This is a genomic window from Halobaculum sp. XH14 (assembly GCF_032116555.1).
In the GTDB taxonomy this organism is placed as follows: Archaea; Halobacteriota; Halobacteria; order Halobacteriales; family Haloferacaceae; genus Halorarum; species Halorarum halobium.
The window spans coordinates 1,950,117-1,967,050 of the sequence record NZ_CP134949.1 but is presented as its reverse complement, the minus strand read 5'-3'; the positions used below and the strand labels follow the sequence as shown (position 1 = coordinate 1,967,050).

Below are 16,934 nucleotides of genomic sequence, written 5' to 3'. Positions count from 1 at the left end.
TCGGTCGGGGGACCCGGTCGTCACTCGCCGTGTCTGGTCACACACACCGGCAGGCCGGTTACCTCCACCGGCTCCGAGTTGTCGGGCGAGTAGACGACCATCTGGCCCTTCTCCATGTACGGCACCTTCCCGGTCAGCTCCGGCGGGATGTTCACGCTCCGGATCGCGTCCTCGTCGCCGAGGTTGAGGACGAGCCGCGTGTTCACCTGCTTGAACACCGGATCCGCGACGTCCTGGGGGTCCTGCGTGACGAGGAACAGGCCGAGCCGTTCCTTCCGGCCCTGCTTTGCGGCCTCGGTGAACTTCTGGACGACCTTCTGGGCCTGCACGTTCTCGGCGTCCGCGAGGAAGTTGTGCGCCTCGTCCATCCCGAGCACGAGCGGCGTCTCGTCGACGCGCGCGCTGTTCGGGTCGTTCGAGAGCTTGTCGTCCACGAGCATCGCGGAGACGGCGAGCACGAACATCTCCTTCGCGCGGGCCGAGGAGAGGTGGTACGTCGGGATGACCGTCAGCCCGCCCGAGCGGACGAGCGTCGTGTCCAGTTCCGTGATCGGTTTCGCGTCCTGATCGAACACGCCGGAGGGGATGCCCCGAACCCGACGCTTCACGGCGTCGTAGGTCGCCTCGTGGACCCGGCCGGACTCGTGGAGTTCCTCCTTCAGCGCCGGGTCGTCGAGGAACGAGAGGAACTGCTCGTAGGTGCCGTCGTCGTAGTTGCGGAAGAACCGGTTCAGCAGCGTCAGGAGCGCCGGGTACTGGTTGTCGTTCAGCGACGCGCCGGCGACGAGCCACGGCATGTCGTACTCGTCGACGATGCTGAACGGGACGGTGAACTCGACCTGTTCCGCGCGGTGGCCCACGCCGGGATAGCTCGTGCCGGCCTCCTTCGGGACGAGCGCGACGGTGTCATCGTGGCCACCGTGTTCGATGCCTTCCCGATCCAGCCGCCTCGCCCAGTCGCCGTCGAACGCGGGGTTGTCGTCGTGCATCTGGGCGTACTCGTCCTGCGGGTCGAACATGACGACGGCCGCTTTCGCGTCCCTGCCGTCGTCCATCTCGTAGCTGCGCCCGAGGTACTGCCGGAGGACGTTCTTCGCGCCGTGGGTCTTGCCCGACCCGGTGCCCCCGGCGACGAGCGTGTGGCGGAACACCAGCGGGTCGCCGTCGGCGTAGTCGTCCTTCAGCCGGTAGTCCACCGTCGGCGGTTCGGCCGCGGTCCGAACCTTCTCGCCGCCAACGGAGAGGTGGCCGAGGAACACGCCCTCCTCCGGGATGGCGAGGCCGGTCTTGATCTGCTCGGCGTCGGTCGCCTGCCTGATCGGCGCGCCCGGTTTCGGAACGCGGTCGACCATCCGCCGCTTGAGGTCGTCGTCGGGGCCCTCGCCGTCGCCGGCGGTGCCGCCGTCATCGGAGAACAGGACGGCGGTCGGGTCGAGGTCCGCGACGAACTTGTAGTCGGCCTCGCTGAACGCGTCGCCGTTGCCCTGGAGGCGACGGCGCGCGGTGAGTTCGGTCGCGTCGTCCGTGTGGAACTCCTGGGCGTACTCCAGCGCGGTGATTCGCGAGAACATCGTCTCGCCGTCCGGATACGGCACGAGCAGGTACGTGCCGAGCCTGATCCCCTCGCGGTTCCCGGTGGTGACGAACGCCTTCAGGCTCGTCTCCTCGCCGTCCTCGGAGACGCACAGCCCCTGTGCGACCGAGAGGGTCCCGATGCCGGTCGCCGCGGGACCGGCGGCGGCGTCCATCGCGTACTGGGCGAACCCGTCGGCCGCCTCATCGTCGTCGCCGACGGAGCCTGATCCCTCGTCGACGGAGCCAGCGCCCCCCTCGACTGAGCCGGATCCCCCGTCGTCGGACCCCGAATCGGTGGACCCCTCGGAGGGCTCGTCCGTCCCACCGCTCCCGTGCGCGTCGCCGGACCCGTCGTGGTCGGAGCCGCCGTCGACGGACGAGGAAACGTCCTGGAAGTCCCCGAGCTCTGAGTCGCCGGAGTCGGCCATGTCCCGGGCCACGGCGGGGCCCACCAAAAAGACCGCTCACCTGCTCGGGGGCCGCGCCGGGAGGAGGCGACTTTTCCGGCTCCGAACCCTACCGTCGGTATGTTGCTCATCCGCGGTGAAGCCTGGGGCACCGAGCTGACCGGCTCGGTGTACGAGCGGGGGGAGGACGCGCCCCGATTCAGGGGCGCGCCCGAGGAGGACGCGGCGTACGTCTGGGTCTGTGACGAGTTCTACGAGGTGGAGAGCGGCGGGTCGAGCCTCGAACTCGGCGGTCGAACCATCCAGGTCGCCTTCGAGTCGCCGATGCCCCGGGGGTTCGACACGCGCGACCAGGCGGTGGAGGCGGCAAAAGAGCACATCAGGACGCAGTTCGCGCGAGTCGGCGTCGCGGCCGACGAAGTCGACGTCGCGGTGGAGAAGGCGGACCCCGAGTGAGCAGGGCCCCGACTGCCGGCTCCCCCACCGAACGAACCGGGGCGGTCGCCTACTCCTCGCCCCACCGGACGTCGTCGTACGTGTGGAGGAACTCGCTGCCGAACCGCTCCTCGAACTTCCGGCGGAGCGACTCCTTCTCGCCGACGCCGATGGCCGCGAGTTCGTCGGCCTTGTCCACCGCCCGCGGCGGGCCGCGTTCGGCTGCCACCTCCGAGACGACCTGGGTCGTCAGCGCCGACCGGACCGCCTCGTCCTCGGTGAACGCCGCGGGCGACTCGACCTTGAACAGCAGGTCCCCCCGGGGGTCGTAGACGAACATGAACGTCACCTCGTACAGCGCCGGGTCTAAGTTCCGCTCCACGCCGAGCGCGTCGCCGGAGGCCGAGAGGGGTTCGTCCGACCCGCCCCGGGAGTGCAGCCAGGACGTGAACGTGAGTTCGTCCGTGACCCGCTCCCCGTCGGCCCGCCGTTCGAGCAGCCGGGTGAACATCGCCGCGTCGTCCGGCCACGGCGCCTCCACCCCCTTCGCGTCCAGCGTCCGGGTGAGATACCGCGACGTCGAGTTCTTCACGAACCCGAGCAGCGGGACCTCGCGCTCGACGTGCCGCTCGACGAGGCGGACGTAGTTCTCGACGGCCTCCGTCACCGCGTCGCCGTACGCCAGGTCCCGGAGTTCGCGGTCCCTCGTCGCCCAGTTGAGCAGCTGCTTCGGGTAGAGCGGCCCGTCGAGCACGAGCAGGTCGTCGACGACGTGGCTGTGCTGGAGCGCGTGATGGGACTCCGCGAGCGAGAGCGCGAGTTCGTGGACCGTCTCGTCGGCGAACCGGCGGGTGCGAGGGACCGTCAGGACCCGTCGCTCGCTGTTGCTGCCGTCGTACCGGCTCCAGCCGTCCGGGAGGTGGACGGTGGCGTCGGTGGCGTGGACGGTGACGACGATCGAGCGCGACTGGTGGACGTCGAGGTCCGTCGGCTCGGTCCCCATCGCGGCGTGTGCGACGTCGAGCACCAGCCCGTTCTTGAACGCCGTCGGGTTCAGCGTCCCGGAGTCGACGCCGTGGGTGGTTGGGAACGGTCGTTCGGCGAGCGCGGCGTCCTCGACGCTCGCCCGCCGGAGTTCGTGTTCGCCCACCGGTTCGATGACCGGTCTGCCGTCGTCCCGGAGCGGGTCGAGCCAGTCGGTCCAGACGGTGCCCGCGAGGTCGTCGTGATCCCCGTCGTCGACCCCGTCCGCGATGGCCGAGGCCAGATACGCGATGGTGTCGACGTGGATGGGGTCGAGCGTCACTATCGGGTCACTACCCGGCCGGTGCAAAAACTGTGCGGTCCCTACCGGCGGGATGGTCCGGCAGGTCTCCCTACCCGTCGTCCGGACCTCGATCGCCGGCGTCGCCGGCGACGGCACGGACGACCGCTCCGAACGCCGGGAGCACCCGCTTTACCTCCGCGCCGTCCTCGAGGAAGACGACGGTCCGGGGCGGCCTGACCGCCTTCGGTCGCACCCTGAGTCCGGCCTCGGTCGCCTCCTCGGCTGCGACGTCGGGCGCGACGCGGAACTCGACGCGGGCGCGGTCCGGATGGACGAACGCGTCCGCGAGCGGTTCGTCGTCCGTTCCCGGACGCACCCGGTACGCCAGCGCGCCGTCCGGGGCGGGCGCCACGTCGGGGTCGGCGTCCGCGACGGTCACGTCCGCGAGGTGCCCGCCCCCGCCGGTCAGTTCGGAGGCGAGCAGCTGCGCGATGCGGACGCCGTCGGTCGTGCGCTCCTCGACCATCGTTCACTCGCCCCGGTCAGGCTGCTGGGGGAGGCTCATCGGTCCTCCCCTCCCGCGAGCAGGTCGGCGCGCGCGGCGGCAGCCGGGCCGTCGACGTCGACGCCGCGTTCGCGGGCGACGAGCACGGCAGCGGCTTCGAGCGTCACACCCAGGTCCCGCTGGCGCTCGTTCGCCGCGGCGACGGCCTCGCGCTTCTCGACGCCGCCGGCGACGAGTGCGTCCACCACCTGTTCGAAGGTGGACTGTTCGCGCAGCACCGACTCGTCGGGGACGAAGTCCGCCGGGACCGACACCTCGGCGGGGTCGAACCGCGCGACGAGGTCGCCGTCGTCCTGCGCGATGAGTCCGCGTCCGGTCGCGACGTCGACGAGCCGCTTCGCCTGGTCGGGCGAGAACCAGTCGCGGTCGAGCGAGAGGGCGACGACGAACTCGCCCTCGCCCATCCTGTCGGCGCCCGCCCCGCGGAACGGGACGGCGACCGCCGCCTCGAGAGTCATGCGTGGAGGGTCCGCGTCGGGCACCAAAAGCGCGGCTATCCCGCGCGCCTCGACCACGCCGGACGGACCCCCGGTGGGCGCCACCCCAATCTGGCAACCAATGTGTGACAACGGCTACCGAGACGGATGGCGAACTCCCGGACGAGGCTCTCCCGCCCACCGACGGAACCGGACGGTCGAGGGCCTCGAGGAGAACGATGGCCACTACACACTCACGGGAGAACGAACGACTGGCACGGCGCATCCCCGAGGAACTGGCGACCGAGCGGGACCTCGACCTCGTCGAGGAACTGTACGCCGAGGACGCGGTCGAACACGACCCGGTGGGCGACCACCGCGGCCGCGACGCGATCCGTCGGAGTTTCGAGCAGTTCCTGGAGGGGTTCCCCGACGTTACGGCGACCGTCGAGGACGTCGTCACGGAGGGCGACAGGGTCGCCATGCGCGTCACGATACGCGGCACCCACGAGGGCCTCTTCATGGGGGTGGAGCCGACGAATCGGAGCTTCGAGATCCAGAACACGGTGTTCACGCGGATCGAGGACGGGAAGATCGTCGAGCGATGGGTCCAGCCCGACATGTTCGGGATGCTGAACCAGCTGGGTATCGTCGACTCCCCGATGCCGTAGGATCGACCCATGTGGGGCTGTCGGTGTGAGTCGGCTTGCGGCCGTGGCTCGCCGGTCGGGAGCGACTGCCGGGGAACGACGACCCCGGACCCCACGATACACCGGTAATCGTGCGCCCGAGCCACGGACGTGTTGGCTCACACGAGCACGTCGACAACGAACGGGCAGTAATTCAGCAATACTAGATTAATATCTCACACGTCGTCCGTACGGCTGCAACCATGACAATCAACTGGCGTGCGGTAGGCATCGGATTCGTCGTCACACTCCTCGCGGGCGTGGTGGCCGGCTTCACCGTCCCGGTGGCCGACCTCTCGCTCTCCGGGGCGAGCTGGGTGGTCGCCGGCATCCTCGGTGGTGCGGCGGCGGGCTACGTCGCCGACGCCGGGCGGAGAACCGGCGCGGCCCACGGGGCGCTCGCCACGACAATCGGCGCGCTCGCGGTGCTCGTCGTGCTGGGTGCCGCCGGGTCGTTCCTCGCGGCCGCCATCGGCCTCGAACTGCTGCTCGTCTCCCTCCTGCTGCTCGGTCTCTACGCGATTCCGGGGGCCATCGGCGGCTGGGTCGGCGCGATGGCGAAGCGGTCGGCTGAGGAGCCGAGCGAGATGGACGCCGGGCGGCCCGCGGGCCGCTGACCGGTTCATTTTTGTGAGCGATCAGGGTGAGGAGAGCCATCCATCTCTCCCCGTCCGTCCTCCGGAACCGCCCCGCGACCGTTCGCGGCGAACAGTCCGACTTTTCCCGGCGGGTCCCGACTCCCGAGCCGTGAGCCGGACGGACCGGTGCGACGCGGTTTCCACCTGATCCCAATGTTCACTCGGACTGCGCTCGGTCGGGCGTTCGCCCGTGCGACTGGCGACTCGATTCGGACGACCACCGTCGTCGAGGCCGGAAAGAACCACGCGTATCGGATCACGACGCGGGACGGCGAGCGACGGTTCCTCAAGGTCGGGACGCGCTTTCCGGACCGCTTCGACGCCGAACCGGCTACGATGCGGGTCGTCGGCCGCGAGACCGACGTCCCCGTTCCGGCGGTCCACGCGACCGGCCAGGCGCCGCTCGGCTACCCGTTCGCCGTGTCCGAGTTCGTCGCTGGCTCGGGCCACGGCCGGATACGAGACCTCCCGCGTCGGACCGCCGAGCGGCTCTGCCGGGAGGCGGGGTCCAACCTCGCGGACCTCCATCGGCTCGACCTGCCCGCGTTCGGTCGCGTCGCTGTTCGGGACGGCGAACTGACGGTGGCCGAAGAGCGGAAGTACGAACGGATGCTTCGCGGATCGCTCGATCGCCAGGTCGGTGACCTCCGGGACTCCCCGTTCGCGGACCGGTGTGATCGGCTTCGGGGCCTCGGATCCGACCTGCTCGACGGCGCCGACCTCGACGCCGTCGACCCGGTGTTCGTCCACGGCGACTACCGACTCGACAACCTCCGTCTCGACCCCGAGGGGTCGCGAGTGACCGCGGCCGTCCTCGACTGGGAACTACCGACCGCGGGCGACCCGCTCTGGGACGCGGTGACGACGCTCGCGTTGCTCACGCAGGGGTACGGAGTCGACGCGGACGCCGGGCGGTCCTACCGGACGGCGTTCTGGGAGGGGTACGGCGACCCCCCGGACGCGGACTCCGAGCGGTGGCACTGCTGTGAACTGCTCGCCAGGATGCGACTCGCCCGCCATCTGACGACCGAGACGGAGGGGCTCCCCGAGGCTGCGGTCTCGGCACGCGTCGCCGAACACCGGCGGGCCTTCGAGGACCTGTGTACCGGTTCGTCGCGGTTGGAGCGGTCGCCGCTTCCGACGCGCGTCGGTTCGTAACCGTGGCCGAGGACGGTTCGGACGAATTCGCTAGTGAGCTTCGCCGGTGAGCGCGCCGAGCGTCTCGGAGAATCATAGTCCCGGGCGGATTCGAACCGCCGTCAATGGCTCCAAAGGCCATTATGATTGGCCGCTACACCACGGGACTGCTTGCCACGGGAAACCGTCTCGGCGCGCGAAACTAAGCGGTTCCGGAACGGCCTCACCCGCGACGGATGTCGAACCCATCACACTCTGGACACTGCTGTCTGTCCATCTCGAACCCCTCGCCACACGATTGGCACTCGAAGGCGGCCGCCGAATCCGCACCCAGTCCGACGAACCGCCGAAGACGTTTCGTTACACTCCCACCCATGTAGAACGGGTAGCCCGAAACGGTCCCACCTCTTAACTCCCGTGGGTCGTTTCGGTCGGCGTCAGTCGGCGATGTTCTCCTGTTCGACTTCGAGATAGCGGCAGGCGTCGGTGCCGGCGTCGAAGCAGTCGGGGCACTCCGACGAGCGGTCGATGATGGTGTCGAGCCGTTCCGCTACCGTGTCGTCGATGACGGCCTCCAGCGAGTGTGCCTCCGCGCGGAACTCCTCGACCTCGAGCACGTTGGCCAGGAAGCGCTCGATGATGCAGTAGTTCTGGATCGCGTCGCGCGCGCGGACGATACCGTCCTCGGTGAGGCTCACGCCCTTGTACTTCTCGTGCTCCGCGAGGCCCCGATCCTCCAGCTTGCCAATCATCTCGTTCGCGCTCGCGGGGCTGATGTCCAGCGCGTCCGCGACGGCGCCGGTCGAAGCCGGGCCGTCTTCCATCTCCTGCACCAGGTAGATCGCCTTGAGGTACTGATCTGCCGTGTTCATGCTCGTCGCTCCATCACGTCGGTCACGTCCTCGACGCCGTCAGCCTCCTCCTCGCGGATCGCCCGCAGCGTCGAGAGCAGGCGGTCGCGCCCGATCGAGTACGTCGCGTCGCTCCCCTCGACCGCGCGGATGAGGTCGTCGTAGAACTTGTAGGCCGTCTCCTCGTTGCACAGCTGGTCGTACAGCACGCCGTCGAAGTCCTCGGGCTTCGTCTGCCCGTACTGGGCCTCGACGAGCGCCTCGATCTCCTCGTAGGACACCGACTCCGCGTCGAGTTCCTCGATGAGTTCCTCCAGGCGGTCGCGGTGCTCGGCCGACTCCTCGGCCGCGTGGTCGAGGAGCTCGACGATCTCGTCGTCGAACGCCGCGTCCATCTCGCGGTAGTGCTGGGTCGCCCGCGCCTCGACGACCTCCTCCAGCACCACCCCGATCTGGAGCAGCCGGGCGAGCTGGTGGTCGGAGGTGACCCGCTGCCCGACGCTCATCGGCCCGGGCCGCGCGCCGTTCGGTTTTCCCGTCTCGATGCGTGATCCATTAGGGATTTCTCGGGGGACCTGCGACTTAAGCGGTTCCCTCGCGTGCCGAATCGCCAACCCTCAAGCCCGGGGACCGCCAACCGTCGCTGATGACCGACAGGGCCGACCGGGTCGCGCTCACGGCCGTGGTGTTCGCAGTCATGCTGGCCCAGACGCTCGTCTACCCCGGCGTCGACCTCCTGGCGGCCGAGCTCGGTGGCTCGGGCGTCTCTGCGCCGACGCTGTTCCTCTCGGTCGAGTTCGCGGCGTTCGTCCTTTTCGTCGGGGGCTGGGGCGCGCTCAGCGACTCGACCGGCCGGCGACGCCCGCTCATCGTGGTCGGCGCGCTCGGCGGCGCGGCGGGCTACCTCTCGCTCGCCGTCCTGCCGAGCCTCGTCGACCTCTCGTTCGTCGGCGCGCTCGCCGTCCGCGGGGTCCAGGGGGCGCTCACGGTCGGTGCGTTCTCGCTCGCCATGAGTGCGCTCGCGGACCTGGAGGGCGGGAACGGGAGAAACATGGGCGCGGCGGGCATCGCAATCGGTCTCGGGACGGCCATCGGCGCGCCGGTCGGCGGACGGCTGTACGAGTACGACGTGTTCGCGCCGCTGTATCTCGCCACCGGCCTGCTCGCGGTCGCCGGCGTGCTCGCGCTGCTCGTCCCCGATCAGGTGCCCGCAGAGAGCGACGAGGGCGGCCTCTCGGCGCTCGTCCGCGGCGTCCGCGAGCGCCGGGAGCTCGCCGTTCCGTACGCGTTCGCGTTCGTCGACCGGCTCACGGCCGGCTTCTTCGCGCTCGTCGGCACGCTCTACTTCCGGGAGGCGTTCGGACTCGGGCCGGCCGCGACGGGGCTCATGCTCGCGGCCTTCTTCGCCCCGTTCGCGCTCCTCCAGTACCCGTTCGGCGTGCTCTCGGATCGGGTCGGCCGTATCGTCCCGGTGTCGGCCGGCTCGCTCACGTTCGGGGTCGCCGTGGTCGCGGTCGGGCTCGCGCCGTCGGCGGCGTGGGCGGCGGTCGCCATGGTCGTGGTCGGCGTGCTCGGCGCGCTGATGGCCCCGGCGACGCTGGCGCTCGTGGTCGACCTCGCGGGCGACACCGAACGCGGCCTGGCCGTCGCCGGCTTCAACGCCGCGGGCAGCCTCGGGTTCCTGGCAGGGTCGCTCGTCGGCGGCGGCGTCGCGGCGACGTACGGCTACCTCGCGGCGTTCGGCGTCGCGGGCGGGCTGGAGATGCTCGTCGCGCTGGCGACGCTGCCGGCGCTGCTCAGGCTGGGTCGTCGGACGGGGAGGACCGCGGTGTTCGGCTCCGGGGACTGACGCTTCTTCGACCGATCGGTTGCAGTGGCGCGCGGCGGCCGCCCCTCGTGGGCGGCCGAATCGCGCGAGGGATGAGTGAGAGCTGGCGAGCGGAGCGAGCCGACCGAGCGAATCGGCTGTTCACGCGAGCGAAGCGAGGGTGAGTTCCGAGGAGCGTGCTCCGACGTAAGGGAGGCGTGTGGCTGTGCGGTGCGGTCTGGGTGGGACTGATAGGGGCCGCGGGGCTCGGCGAACCCCGAACCCGCAAGCACCGTAGGCGAACGTAGTGAGCCGATGCGCGCATCGCGGTTCGCGGGAGCCGAACCCCGCGGGGGGTTTCGAGGCAGTCGCAGCGACTCCAGCACCGCCCACTGAACCATGCACGGCAGGGGGCTTTCGAGGGCGCTGATTGAACAGCGGCCGTAACGTTGCACCGTCTCAACCAAACCGAAGCTCGTAACCCGGAAAACGAAAATTCGCCCGCGTCAGTCCAGCCGTTGCGCGATGAGCTCCTGGATGTCATCCCGAAGCTCGTCGACCTCGACCTCCTCCAGCACCGGCACGAAGAAGCCCTCCACGAGCATGTTCCGGGCGGTCCGCGGCGGGATCGAACGCGAGGTCATGTAGAACAGGTCCTCGCGGTCGACCTGGCCGACGGTGGCCGAGTGGGACGCCTCGGTGTCGTGGTTGTGGATGATGAGCTTCGGGGAGGCGTCGGCCTCGGACTCGTCCGAGAGCATCAGCGTGTTCTCGCGCTGGTAGCTCGAGGTGTCCCAGGCCTCGCGGCCGACGTCCTGGACGCCCTCGTACACCGAGCGCGCCTCGTCGTCGAGCACGCCGCGTGTCACCAGGTCGGCGGTCGTGTGCTCGCCGTTGTGCCAGACGCGGGCGTTGACGTCGAAGTGCTGGTCGTCGTGGCCGAAGAAGGCGCCGACGATCTTCGTCTCCGAGGAGTCGCCGTCCAGTTCCGTCTCGATGTCCGAGCGGGTGAGGCGGGAGCCGAGGTTGCCCTCGATCCAGCTGATCGTCGCGTAGCGGGCGGCGTCGCCGCGCTTCAGCGAGTAGGTGTAGACGTCCTCGTCGAGGTTCTGGAGCGAGCCGTACTGGACGTACGAGTTCTCGTCGGTCGCGACCTCGACGACGTTGCTGAAGTAGCGGCGGTCGTCGCCGTCGGCGGGAGTGTCCTCGCCGTTCGAGACGCGCTCGAGGATCGTCGCGGAGGCGTTGCTCCCGGCGACGACGAGCGTGTGGCTGAACAGCGAGCCGCTGTTCATCTCGGCGCGGATCTTCACGTCCTCGGCGTCGACGCCGTCGGGGACGTGGATCACCGTGCCGGTGGTGAACAGCGCGGCCGAGAGCGCGGTCAGGTAGTTCGTCTCCGGGTCGACGACCGAGCCGAAGCGCTCGCGGACGAGCTCCTCGTGCTCGTCGAGCGCGTCGGTGAACGGGAGCACCTCCGCGCCCTCGGCGGTGACGCGCTCGGTCTCGTCGCGCTGGTCGAGCGGGTCGACGAACTCCTCGAACGCGAGGTCCTCGAGGTTCGTCCACCGGCGGCCCGGCGTCTGGATGACGTCCGGCAGGTCGAGCTCCTCGAGCGCGCGGAACGCTTCGAGGCGGCGTTCGAGCAGCCACTCGGGCTCGCCTCGTTCCTCCGAGATGGTGTGGATGGTGTCCTCGGAGATGCTCAGTGGCACCTGCGTGCTCATCCGAGCGACCCCTCCATCTCCAGTTCCACGAGCCGGTTCAGTTCGACCGCGTACTCGATGGGCAGTTCCTCCGTGATCGGCTCGATGAAGCCAGAGACGATCATCTGCTTCGCGTCGTCGTCGTCGAGACCGCGCGACTGGAGGTAGAACACGTCCTCGTCGCCGATCTTGCCGACGGTCGCCTCGTGGGCGACGTCGACCTTCGACTCGTTGATCTCCATGTACGGCATCGTGTCGGAGGTCGACTCGTTGTCGAACATCAGCGCGTCACACTCGACCGCGGTCGAGGAGTCCTCCGCGCCGTCCGCGATGTGGACGAGCCCCCGGTAGTTCGTGCGGCCGCCGTCCTTCGAGATGGACTTCGACTCGATGGTCGACTTCGTGTTCGGGGCGTTGTGGTACACCTTCGCCCCGGTGTCGATGTTCTGGCCCTCGCCGGCGAACGCGATGGTGATGTGGTTGTCGCTCGCGCCGCGGCCCTTGAGGATCGTCGAGGGGTACAGCATCGTCGCCTTCGACCCCATCGACCCCGAGATCCACTCCATGCGGCCGCCTTTCTCCGCGAGCGCGCGCTTCGTGTTCAGGTTGTACGTGTTCTTCGACCAGTTTTGCACCGTCGAGTACTGGACGTGTGCGTCCTCGCCGACGAACACCTCGACGCCGCCCGAGTGGAGGTTGAACGCCGAGTACTTCGGGGCCGAGCAGCCCTCGATGTAGTGGACCTCCGAGTTCTCCTCGGCGATGATGAGCGTGTGCTCGAACTGGCCCATCCCCTCGGAGTTCATGCGGAAGTACGCCTGGACGGGCATGTCGACGGTCGTGTCCTCCGGGACGTAGACGAACGACCCGCCGGACCACACCGCGCCGTGCAGCGCCGCGAACTTGTTGTCGCTGGGCGGGACGCAGGTCGTCATGAAGTGCTCGCGGACGAGCTCCTCGTGCTCGCGCACGGCCTCGTCCATGTTGCAGAAGACGACGCCCTTCTCCTCCCAGCGCTCCTGCATGTTCTGGTAGACGACCTCGGACTCGTACTGGGCGCCGACGCCCGAGAGCGCGTTCTTCTCGGCCTCCGGGATGCCCAACTTGTCGAACGTGTCCTTGATCTCGTCGGGGAGCTCCGTCCAGTCGTCGACGCCGCCGCGGGTGTCGACGTCCGGCCGGATGTACGGGACGATCTCGTCCACGTCGATCTCCGAGAGGTCGGGCTGGCCCGGCCAGTCGGTCGGCATGGGCATCGCGTGGTACTGCTCGAGCGCGCGCAGGCGCCGCTCGAGCATCCACTCCGGTTCGTCCTTGTCCTCCGAGATGGCCCTGATCGTCTCCTCGTTCAGGCCCTTCTCGCTCCGGAACGCCGACTTCTCCTCCTTCTTGAAGTCGAAGCGGTCCTCGGTGTCCGTCTGCTTCAGGTGGTCTTGATCCGAACTCATGTTCTTGTCTGTTGATTACCGTCGAACGGTTATTAGGCTGTTCAGTACCCGAATCCGATTACGCGGTGCCGTACGCTTCCTCGCGGACCCAGTCGTACCCCTCGTCCTCGAGCTCGCGCGCGAGGGAGGCGTCGCCGCTCTTTGCGATCTCGCCGTCGAGCATGATGTGGACGTGGTCCGGCTCGACGTACTCCAGGATGCGCTGGTAGTGGGTGATCTGCAGGATGCCCGTGCCCTGCTCGTCGCGCAGCGCGTTGATGCCCTCCGAGACGTCCTGCAGGCGGTCGATGTCCAGCCCGGAGTCGATCTCGTCGAGCACGGCGATGGAAGGCTCGAGGATCGCGGCCTGGAGCACCTCGTTCTGCTTCTTCTCCCCGCCGGAGAAGCCGGCGTTGAGATAGCGCGAGGCGAACTTCTCGTCCATGTCGAGCAGCTCCATCTTCTCCTTCAGGAGCTGCTGGAACTCGGCGACGCCGACCTCGCCCTCATCGACGTTGCCCTCCATCGGCGAGGTGTCGTAGCCCGCGTCGTCCTCGTCGTCGGCCTCGGCCTCCTCCTCGTCCTCGAACAGCTCCTCGCGCTCCTCGAGCTTGGCGTTGAGTGCCTGGCGGAGGAAGTTCGTCATCGTGACACCCTCGATCTCGGCCGGGTACTGGAAGCCGAGGAAGATGCCGAGCGCGGCGCGCTCGTTCGGCTCCAGATCGAGCAGGTCCCACGTGTAGTCCTCGTCGTCGAGGTCGACGTCGAGGTCCGAGACGTCGGCGTCCTCGAGGTGGAGCAGCACCTCGCCGCCCGTGACCTCGTAGGCCGGGTGGCCCGCGATGACCTTCGCGGTCGTGGACTTGCCCGAGCCGTTCGGTCCCATCAGCGCGTGGATCTCGCCGCTTTCAACCTTGAGGTCGACGCCGTGAAGGATCCCTTCCCCCGTCTCGGCGACCTCGGCCTTGAGATTGCGAAGTTCGAGTGTTGCCATCGTATGAATTCCTCGTGCGCGGGAATGGGGGACTTCGGGGGTTAATCCTTTCGCATGCGCGCGTGAGAGGTCGTCCCACACCAAAATTTCTTTCCGATTCGGGAAACCCGGTCGGCTCGACGTCGCGTCGGTTCACATGAACGAGCCAAGTCCCGTCTGCTCTTGACCCGTCTTCACCTCGTCCCAGGACATGCCCAGCGCCTCGATGACGCGGGCGATGGGTCCCTTCAGCGTCTTGTCGAGCATCTTGGCCCAGTCGACCGCGAACTCGTCGGGAATCTCGTCGGCGTACTCGAAGCAGATGACGTCGGGCGTCCGCTTGAACTCCCGGTAGAGGTCGTCGGCCGCCGGGTCGAACCCCTCCTCGGTCTCCATCCGTCGGAAGAAGTCGGGATGGACCTTCTCAAGGTAGAGCCGCTTCGGCTTCGACCCGCGCTGGAAGTTCGTCCCGAGCAGCATGTTCGCGTACTTCGCGCCCCGGACCTGCGCGGTGTCGGTGTCGTAGGCGTCGAGCCGTTTGCCGATGCCGCCCGGGATGCCCACCTCCTCGAGGTCGACCTCGCCGTCGGAAAAGCGGGCGATCTCGCCGTGGAGGTACTCCTTGACGGCCCCGGTGTCCTCCCCGTGAACGATCTTCTCGATGACCTCCTTCTGGACCCGCTTCGTGACGGGCGCGATGTCGGAGCGCTTGTACTCGAAGCCGGTGATGTCGACGTCGTCGACCTCCTTCCCCTCCTTCCAGACGATGTGTCCGGCGTAGCGCTTCTTCTTGCCCGCCTGGAAGAACCGGCGGTAGAGCTTCTCGAACTCGATCTGGAAGCGGTGTTGCTCGGCGTCGAGTTCCTCCGCGGCGAAGTCGTCGTACCGGCCGTTGATGTGCTCCTCGATGGCGAACGACTGCTCGATCGCCTCCCCGGTCGAGACGTCGGGGCCGAGTTCGAGCATCACCGAGTCGGTGTCCCCGTAAGCGACCTCGTGGTCGATCTCGTTGGCGGCCTCCTCGGTGAACTCGATAACGCGCCGGCCCATCGCGGTGATGGCCGCGGCGTTCTCCTTGTCGTACAGGCGGAACCGCTCCCAGCCGGAGACGCCGTACAGCGAGTTCATGATGACCTTCACGGCCGCCTGCTGGCGGTCGTACTGTTCGTAGGCGTCCGAGCCGGGGTCGTGCTCGTCGCGGGCGGCCTTCTTCTGGTCGCGTTCCGCGAGCAGTTCGTCGACCATCTCGCGCATCATCCCGTCCGGCTCCTTCCGAAACCGGGTGCCGTTCGGCGCGCGGTACGTCTCGCCGTCGTAGGCGTCGGGGTCCTCGACGATCGTCTCCGGCGAGGCGTTGATCGTCACCATACACATCGGGTACAGCGACTTCAGGTCGAGCACGGTGACGTTCTCCCGGACGCCCGTGATCGGCTCGAACACCGCGCCGCCCTCGAACTCCTCGCCCTCCTGCTGGCCCTTCGTCGGGAGCACGAACTCGCCGAACGCCTTGTGGAGGACGTACATGTCCACGGCGTCCCCGGGCGTCGTCGCGTCCTCCAGTTGACACCCGACGAGTTTCCGGGACTCGTCCCAGAACGTGACGACGTCCTGCTTCCTGTCGATCTCGACGCACAGTTCCACGTCGCGGACGTTGTACTCGAGGAGCCGTTCGGGGTCCTGCTCCCAGAGGTCGCCGATGTCGCCCGAGTAGCGCTCCTTGCCAACGTCGAGTTCGAGTTCGCCGACCGCGTCGAGCCGGTAGGAGTCCAGTTCCGAGCGCTGGGTGCGCTGGTAGGCGTACAGCAGGTCGAAGACGACCCGGCCCTTCACGTCCGGGCCGCCCCACCCGGAGCGCCACGTCTCGTTCACCCGCGAGAGGCGGTCCGGCGAGAGGTCGTACTCGCTCTTGCGGTCGAGTTCCTCACAGCGGTCGAGGAAGTACGGCGCGTCGAAGTCCTCGAAGTTCCAGCCGGTGAGCACGTCGGGGTCCGTCTCGCTGACGTACGCGAGGAACGCGTCGAGCATCGCGTCCTCCGCGGCGAACGTCCTGACGTCGAGGTCCGGACCGTCGCGGTACGGCTCGTACCCCCTGAGCTCTTCGGGGGAGTCGACCTCCGCGTCGGGAGACTCGTAGAGCCAGGCGACGTACTCGTCGCGGTAGGAGTCGTGGCTGGTGAGACAGACGATGGGCTCCTCGCCGTCCTCGGGGAACCCGCGCCGGTCGTCGACCTCGATGTCGAACGTGTTTACCCGGAGGTTCGCGTCCACGTCCGCGGCTTCGAGGTGGCCGGGGAACACCTGGAGACGGCCGTCGTCGAGGCGGCGCTCCTCGACGCGGATCCCGGAGCTGACGCCGTTGTCGATGAGAAAGCGGTTCGGGAACAGGATGTCGGCCTCGTACGTTCGCTCGAAGTCGTCGCGGATCTGCCCCACGTCGCGGGGCGTCCTCGCGATGACCTTCGTGACGTCCTCGCCGCGGATGCTCTCGAACCCGCCGGTCTCGTCCCCCGGCTCGCCGTTCTCGACCCCGGCATCATCACCGCCACCCCGGGGATGCTCGCGCGTGCTGACGACGACGTCGTACTCGTCGGCGAGGTCCCGACCTTCCAGGTCGGCCGTCGGGACGTAGAAGTACGGCTCGGTCCCGAGCACCCGGACGTGTTCGGTCTCGTCATCGCTCGTCCTGCCGAACACGTTGACGACGGGGTACTCGGTCGCGCCGTTCCCCTCGACAGTGTAATCGACGGCCGTCACCATCAGCTCCAGCGTCCCGGTCGAGTCGGGAACGCGGATGTCCTGGGCGTCGACGACCTCGCTGACGTGGCCCGTCCCGTCGCCGGCCACGTGGGCGGCCTCCTCGTCCGGCCGGTCGCCGTCCCCCCCGTCGGCGTCACCCGAACCGAAGTCCGTGAGGCTCGCGTTTGTCATGGTCGCGGCTTCGGCGGTGCCGGCTAAAAAGCCAACCGTTCGCCCCCCGACGGTCCGAACGGCCGAGGTCGGGGGTCCGGCCCGGCGACGACCGCCGCGACGGAAAGGCCTAT

15 protein-coding genes and 1 tRNA gene are annotated in these 16,934 nt (G+C 68.6%); 5 read left to right on the top strand and 11 right to left on the bottom strand.

Annotated features, from left to right (window positions below; genetic code table 11):
• Window positions 1-20: 20 nt before the first annotated feature.
• Window positions 21-2,003: an ATP-binding protein gene (locus RJT50_RS10040; RefSeq protein ID WP_313691134.1), complete on the bottom strand. Its 1,983-nt coding sequence runs from the start codon at window positions 2,001-2,003 to the stop codon at window positions 21-23.
• A gap of 99 nt (window positions 2,004-2,102) precedes the next feature.
• Between RJT50_RS10040 and RJT50_RS10035 the strand changes: the two genes are divergently transcribed.
• The gene (locus tag RJT50_RS10035) at window positions 2,103-2,438 is read left to right on the top strand and encodes a DUF7113 family protein (RefSeq protein WP_313691133.1); all 336 of its coding nucleotides are present in this window, start codon (window positions 2,103-2,105) and stop codon (window positions 2,436-2,438) included.
• Between the two features lie 49 nt (window positions 2,439-2,487).
• Here RJT50_RS10035 and RJT50_RS10030 read toward each other — a convergent pair whose 3' ends face one another.
• From RJT50_RS10030 to RJT50_RS10020, 3 genes are all read right to left on the bottom strand, one after another.
• Window positions 2,488-3,723, bottom strand: coding sequence for a DNA double-strand break repair nuclease NurA (locus RJT50_RS10030; protein ID WP_313691132.1), 1,236 nt, complete (start codon window positions 3,721-3,723; stop codon window positions 2,488-2,490).
• A 70-nt stretch (window positions 3,724-3,793) separates the two neighbouring features.
• The gene (locus tag RJT50_RS10025) at window positions 3,794-4,210 is read right to left on the bottom strand and encodes a DUF7993 family protein (RefSeq protein WP_313691130.1); all 417 of its coding nucleotides are present in this window, start codon (window positions 4,208-4,210) and stop codon (window positions 3,794-3,796) included.
• A gap of 35 nt (window positions 4,211-4,245) precedes the next feature.
• Window positions 4,246-4,707: a DUF2240 family protein gene (locus tag RJT50_RS10020; protein WP_313691129.1), complete on the bottom strand. Its 462-nt coding sequence runs from the start codon at window positions 4,705-4,707 to the stop codon at window positions 4,246-4,248.
• Window positions 4,708-4,904: 197 nt separating this feature from the next.
• Between RJT50_RS10020 and RJT50_RS10015 the strand changes: the two genes are divergently transcribed.
• The 3 genes from RJT50_RS10015 to RJT50_RS10005 all read left to right on the top strand — a co-directional run bounded on the left by RJT50_RS10015 (window position 4,905) and on the right by RJT50_RS10005 (window position 7,150).
• Window positions 4,905-5,336 (top strand): ester cyclase, encoded by a 432-nt coding sequence (locus tag RJT50_RS10015; RefSeq protein ID WP_313691128.1) that lies wholly within the window; start codon window positions 4,905-4,907, stop codon window positions 5,334-5,336.
• 221 nt (window positions 5,337-5,557) lie between these two features.
• Complete coding sequence (locus RJT50_RS10010) at window positions 5,558-5,971, top strand: DUF5518 domain-containing protein (RefSeq protein WP_313691126.1); 414 nt, start codon at window positions 5,558-5,560, stop codon at window positions 5,969-5,971.
• Between the two features lie 174 nt (window positions 5,972-6,145).
• Window positions 6,146-7,150, top strand: a complete 1,005-nt coding sequence (locus RJT50_RS10005) for a phosphotransferase family protein (protein ID WP_313691124.1) — start codon at window positions 6,146-6,148, stop codon at window positions 7,148-7,150.
• 75 nt (window positions 7,151-7,225) lie between these two features.
• Here the strand turns inward: RJT50_RS10005 and RJT50_RS10000 are convergent.
• The 3 genes from RJT50_RS10000 to RJT50_RS09990 form a co-directional block, all read right to left on the bottom strand.
• Window positions 7,226-7,298, bottom strand: a tRNA-Gln gene (locus RJT50_RS10000).
• A gap of 268 nt (window positions 7,299-7,566) precedes the next feature.
• A complete protein-coding gene (locus RJT50_RS09995) occupies window positions 7,567-8,001 on the bottom strand; it encodes a metal-dependent transcriptional regulator (protein WP_313691123.1) in 435 nt (144 codons plus the stop codon).
• Window positions 7,998-8,486, bottom strand: coding sequence for a ferritin-like domain-containing protein (locus RJT50_RS09990; protein ID WP_313691122.1), 489 nt, complete (start codon window positions 8,484-8,486; stop codon window positions 7,998-8,000). The genes RJT50_RS09995 and RJT50_RS09990 overlap by 4 nt, the downstream gene beginning before the upstream one ends.
• A 140-nt stretch (window positions 8,487-8,626) precedes the next feature.
• Here RJT50_RS09990 and RJT50_RS09985 point away from each other — a divergent pair, with 140 nt between their 5' ends.
• Window positions 8,627-9,829 carry an MFS transporter gene (locus tag RJT50_RS09985; RefSeq protein ID WP_313691121.1) on the top strand — a complete coding sequence of 401 codons (1,203 nt, stop codon included), beginning with the start codon at window positions 8,627-8,629 and terminating at the stop codon, window positions 9,827-9,829.
• Window positions 9,830-10,293: 464 nt separating this feature from the next.
• Here RJT50_RS09985 and sufD read toward each other — a convergent pair whose 3' ends face one another.
• From sufD to RJT50_RS09965, 4 genes are all read right to left on the bottom strand, one after another.
• The gene (sufD, locus tag RJT50_RS09980) at window positions 10,294-11,514 is read right to left on the bottom strand and encodes a Fe-S cluster assembly protein SufD (RefSeq protein ID WP_313691120.1); all 1,221 of its coding nucleotides are present in this window, start codon (window positions 11,512-11,514) and stop codon (window positions 10,294-10,296) included.
• Window positions 11,511-12,941: a Fe-S cluster assembly protein SufB gene (sufB, locus tag RJT50_RS09975; RefSeq protein ID WP_313691119.1), complete on the bottom strand. Its 1,431-nt coding sequence runs from the start codon at window positions 12,939-12,941 to the stop codon at window positions 11,511-11,513. Before sufB ends, sufD begins: the two co-directional genes overlap by 4 nt.
• A gap of 58 nt (window positions 12,942-12,999) precedes the next feature.
• On the bottom strand, window positions 13,000-13,914 hold the full coding sequence (locus RJT50_RS09970) for an ABC transporter ATP-binding protein (protein WP_313691118.1): 915 nt from the start codon (window positions 13,912-13,914) through the stop codon (window positions 13,000-13,002).
• A 132-nt stretch (window positions 13,915-14,046) separates the two neighbouring features.
• Entirely contained in the window at window positions 14,047-16,821 is a 2,775-nt protein-coding gene (locus tag RJT50_RS09965) for a DNA-directed DNA polymerase (RefSeq protein ID WP_313691116.1), read from the bottom strand.
• Between the last annotated feature and the right edge of the window lie 113 nt (window positions 16,822-16,934).

What these genes read in the sequence shown, in the direction of transcription:
- RJT50_RS10040 (WP_313691134.1), bottom strand. Translation starts at nt 2,003, where the DNA reads ATGGCCGACTCCGGCGACTCAGAGCTCGGGGACTTCCAGGACGTTTCC.
- RJT50_RS10035 (WP_313691133.1), top strand. Translation starts at nt 2,103, where the DNA reads ATGTTGCTCATCCGCGGTGAAGCCTGGGGCACCGAGCTGACCGGCTCG.
- RJT50_RS10025 (WP_313691130.1), bottom strand. Translation starts at nt 4,210, where the DNA reads ATGGTCGAGGAGCGCACGACCGACGGCGTCCGCATCGCGCAGCTGCTC.
- RJT50_RS10020 (WP_313691129.1), bottom strand. Translation starts at nt 4,707, where the DNA reads ATGACTCTCGAGGCGGCGGTCGCCGTCCCGTTCCGCGGGGCGGGCGCC.
- RJT50_RS10015 (WP_313691128.1), top strand. Translation starts at nt 4,905, where the DNA reads ATGGCCACTACACACTCACGGGAGAACGAACGACTGGCACGGCGCATC.
- RJT50_RS10010 (WP_313691126.1), top strand. Translation starts at nt 5,558, where the DNA reads ATGACAATCAACTGGCGTGCGGTAGGCATCGGATTCGTCGTCACACTC.
- RJT50_RS10005 (WP_313691124.1), top strand. Translation starts at nt 6,146, where the DNA reads ATGTTCACTCGGACTGCGCTCGGTCGGGCGTTCGCCCGTGCGACTGGC.
- RJT50_RS09995 (WP_313691123.1), bottom strand. Translation starts at nt 8,001, where the DNA reads ATGAACACGGCAGATCAGTACCTCAAGGCGATCTACCTGGTGCAGGAG.
- RJT50_RS09990 (WP_313691122.1), bottom strand. Translation starts at nt 8,486, where the DNA reads ATGAGCGTCGGGCAGCGGGTCACCTCCGACCACCAGCTCGCCCGGCTG.
- RJT50_RS09985 (WP_313691121.1), top strand. Translation starts at nt 8,627, where the DNA reads ATGACCGACAGGGCCGACCGGGTCGCGCTCACGGCCGTGGTGTTCGCA.
- sufD (WP_313691120.1), bottom strand. Translation starts at nt 11,514, where the DNA reads ATGAGCACGCAGGTGCCACTGAGCATCTCCGAGGACACCATCCACACC.
- sufB (WP_313691119.1), bottom strand. Translation starts at nt 12,941, where the DNA reads ATGAGTTCGGATCAAGACCACCTGAAGCAGACGGACACCGAGGACCGC.
- RJT50_RS09970 (WP_313691118.1), bottom strand. Translation starts at nt 13,914, where the DNA reads ATGGCAACACTCGAACTTCGCAATCTCAAGGCCGAGGTCGCCGAGACG.
- RJT50_RS09965 (WP_313691116.1), bottom strand. Translation starts at nt 16,821, where the DNA reads ATGACAAACGCGAGCCTCACGGACTTCGGTTCGGGTGACGCCGACGGG.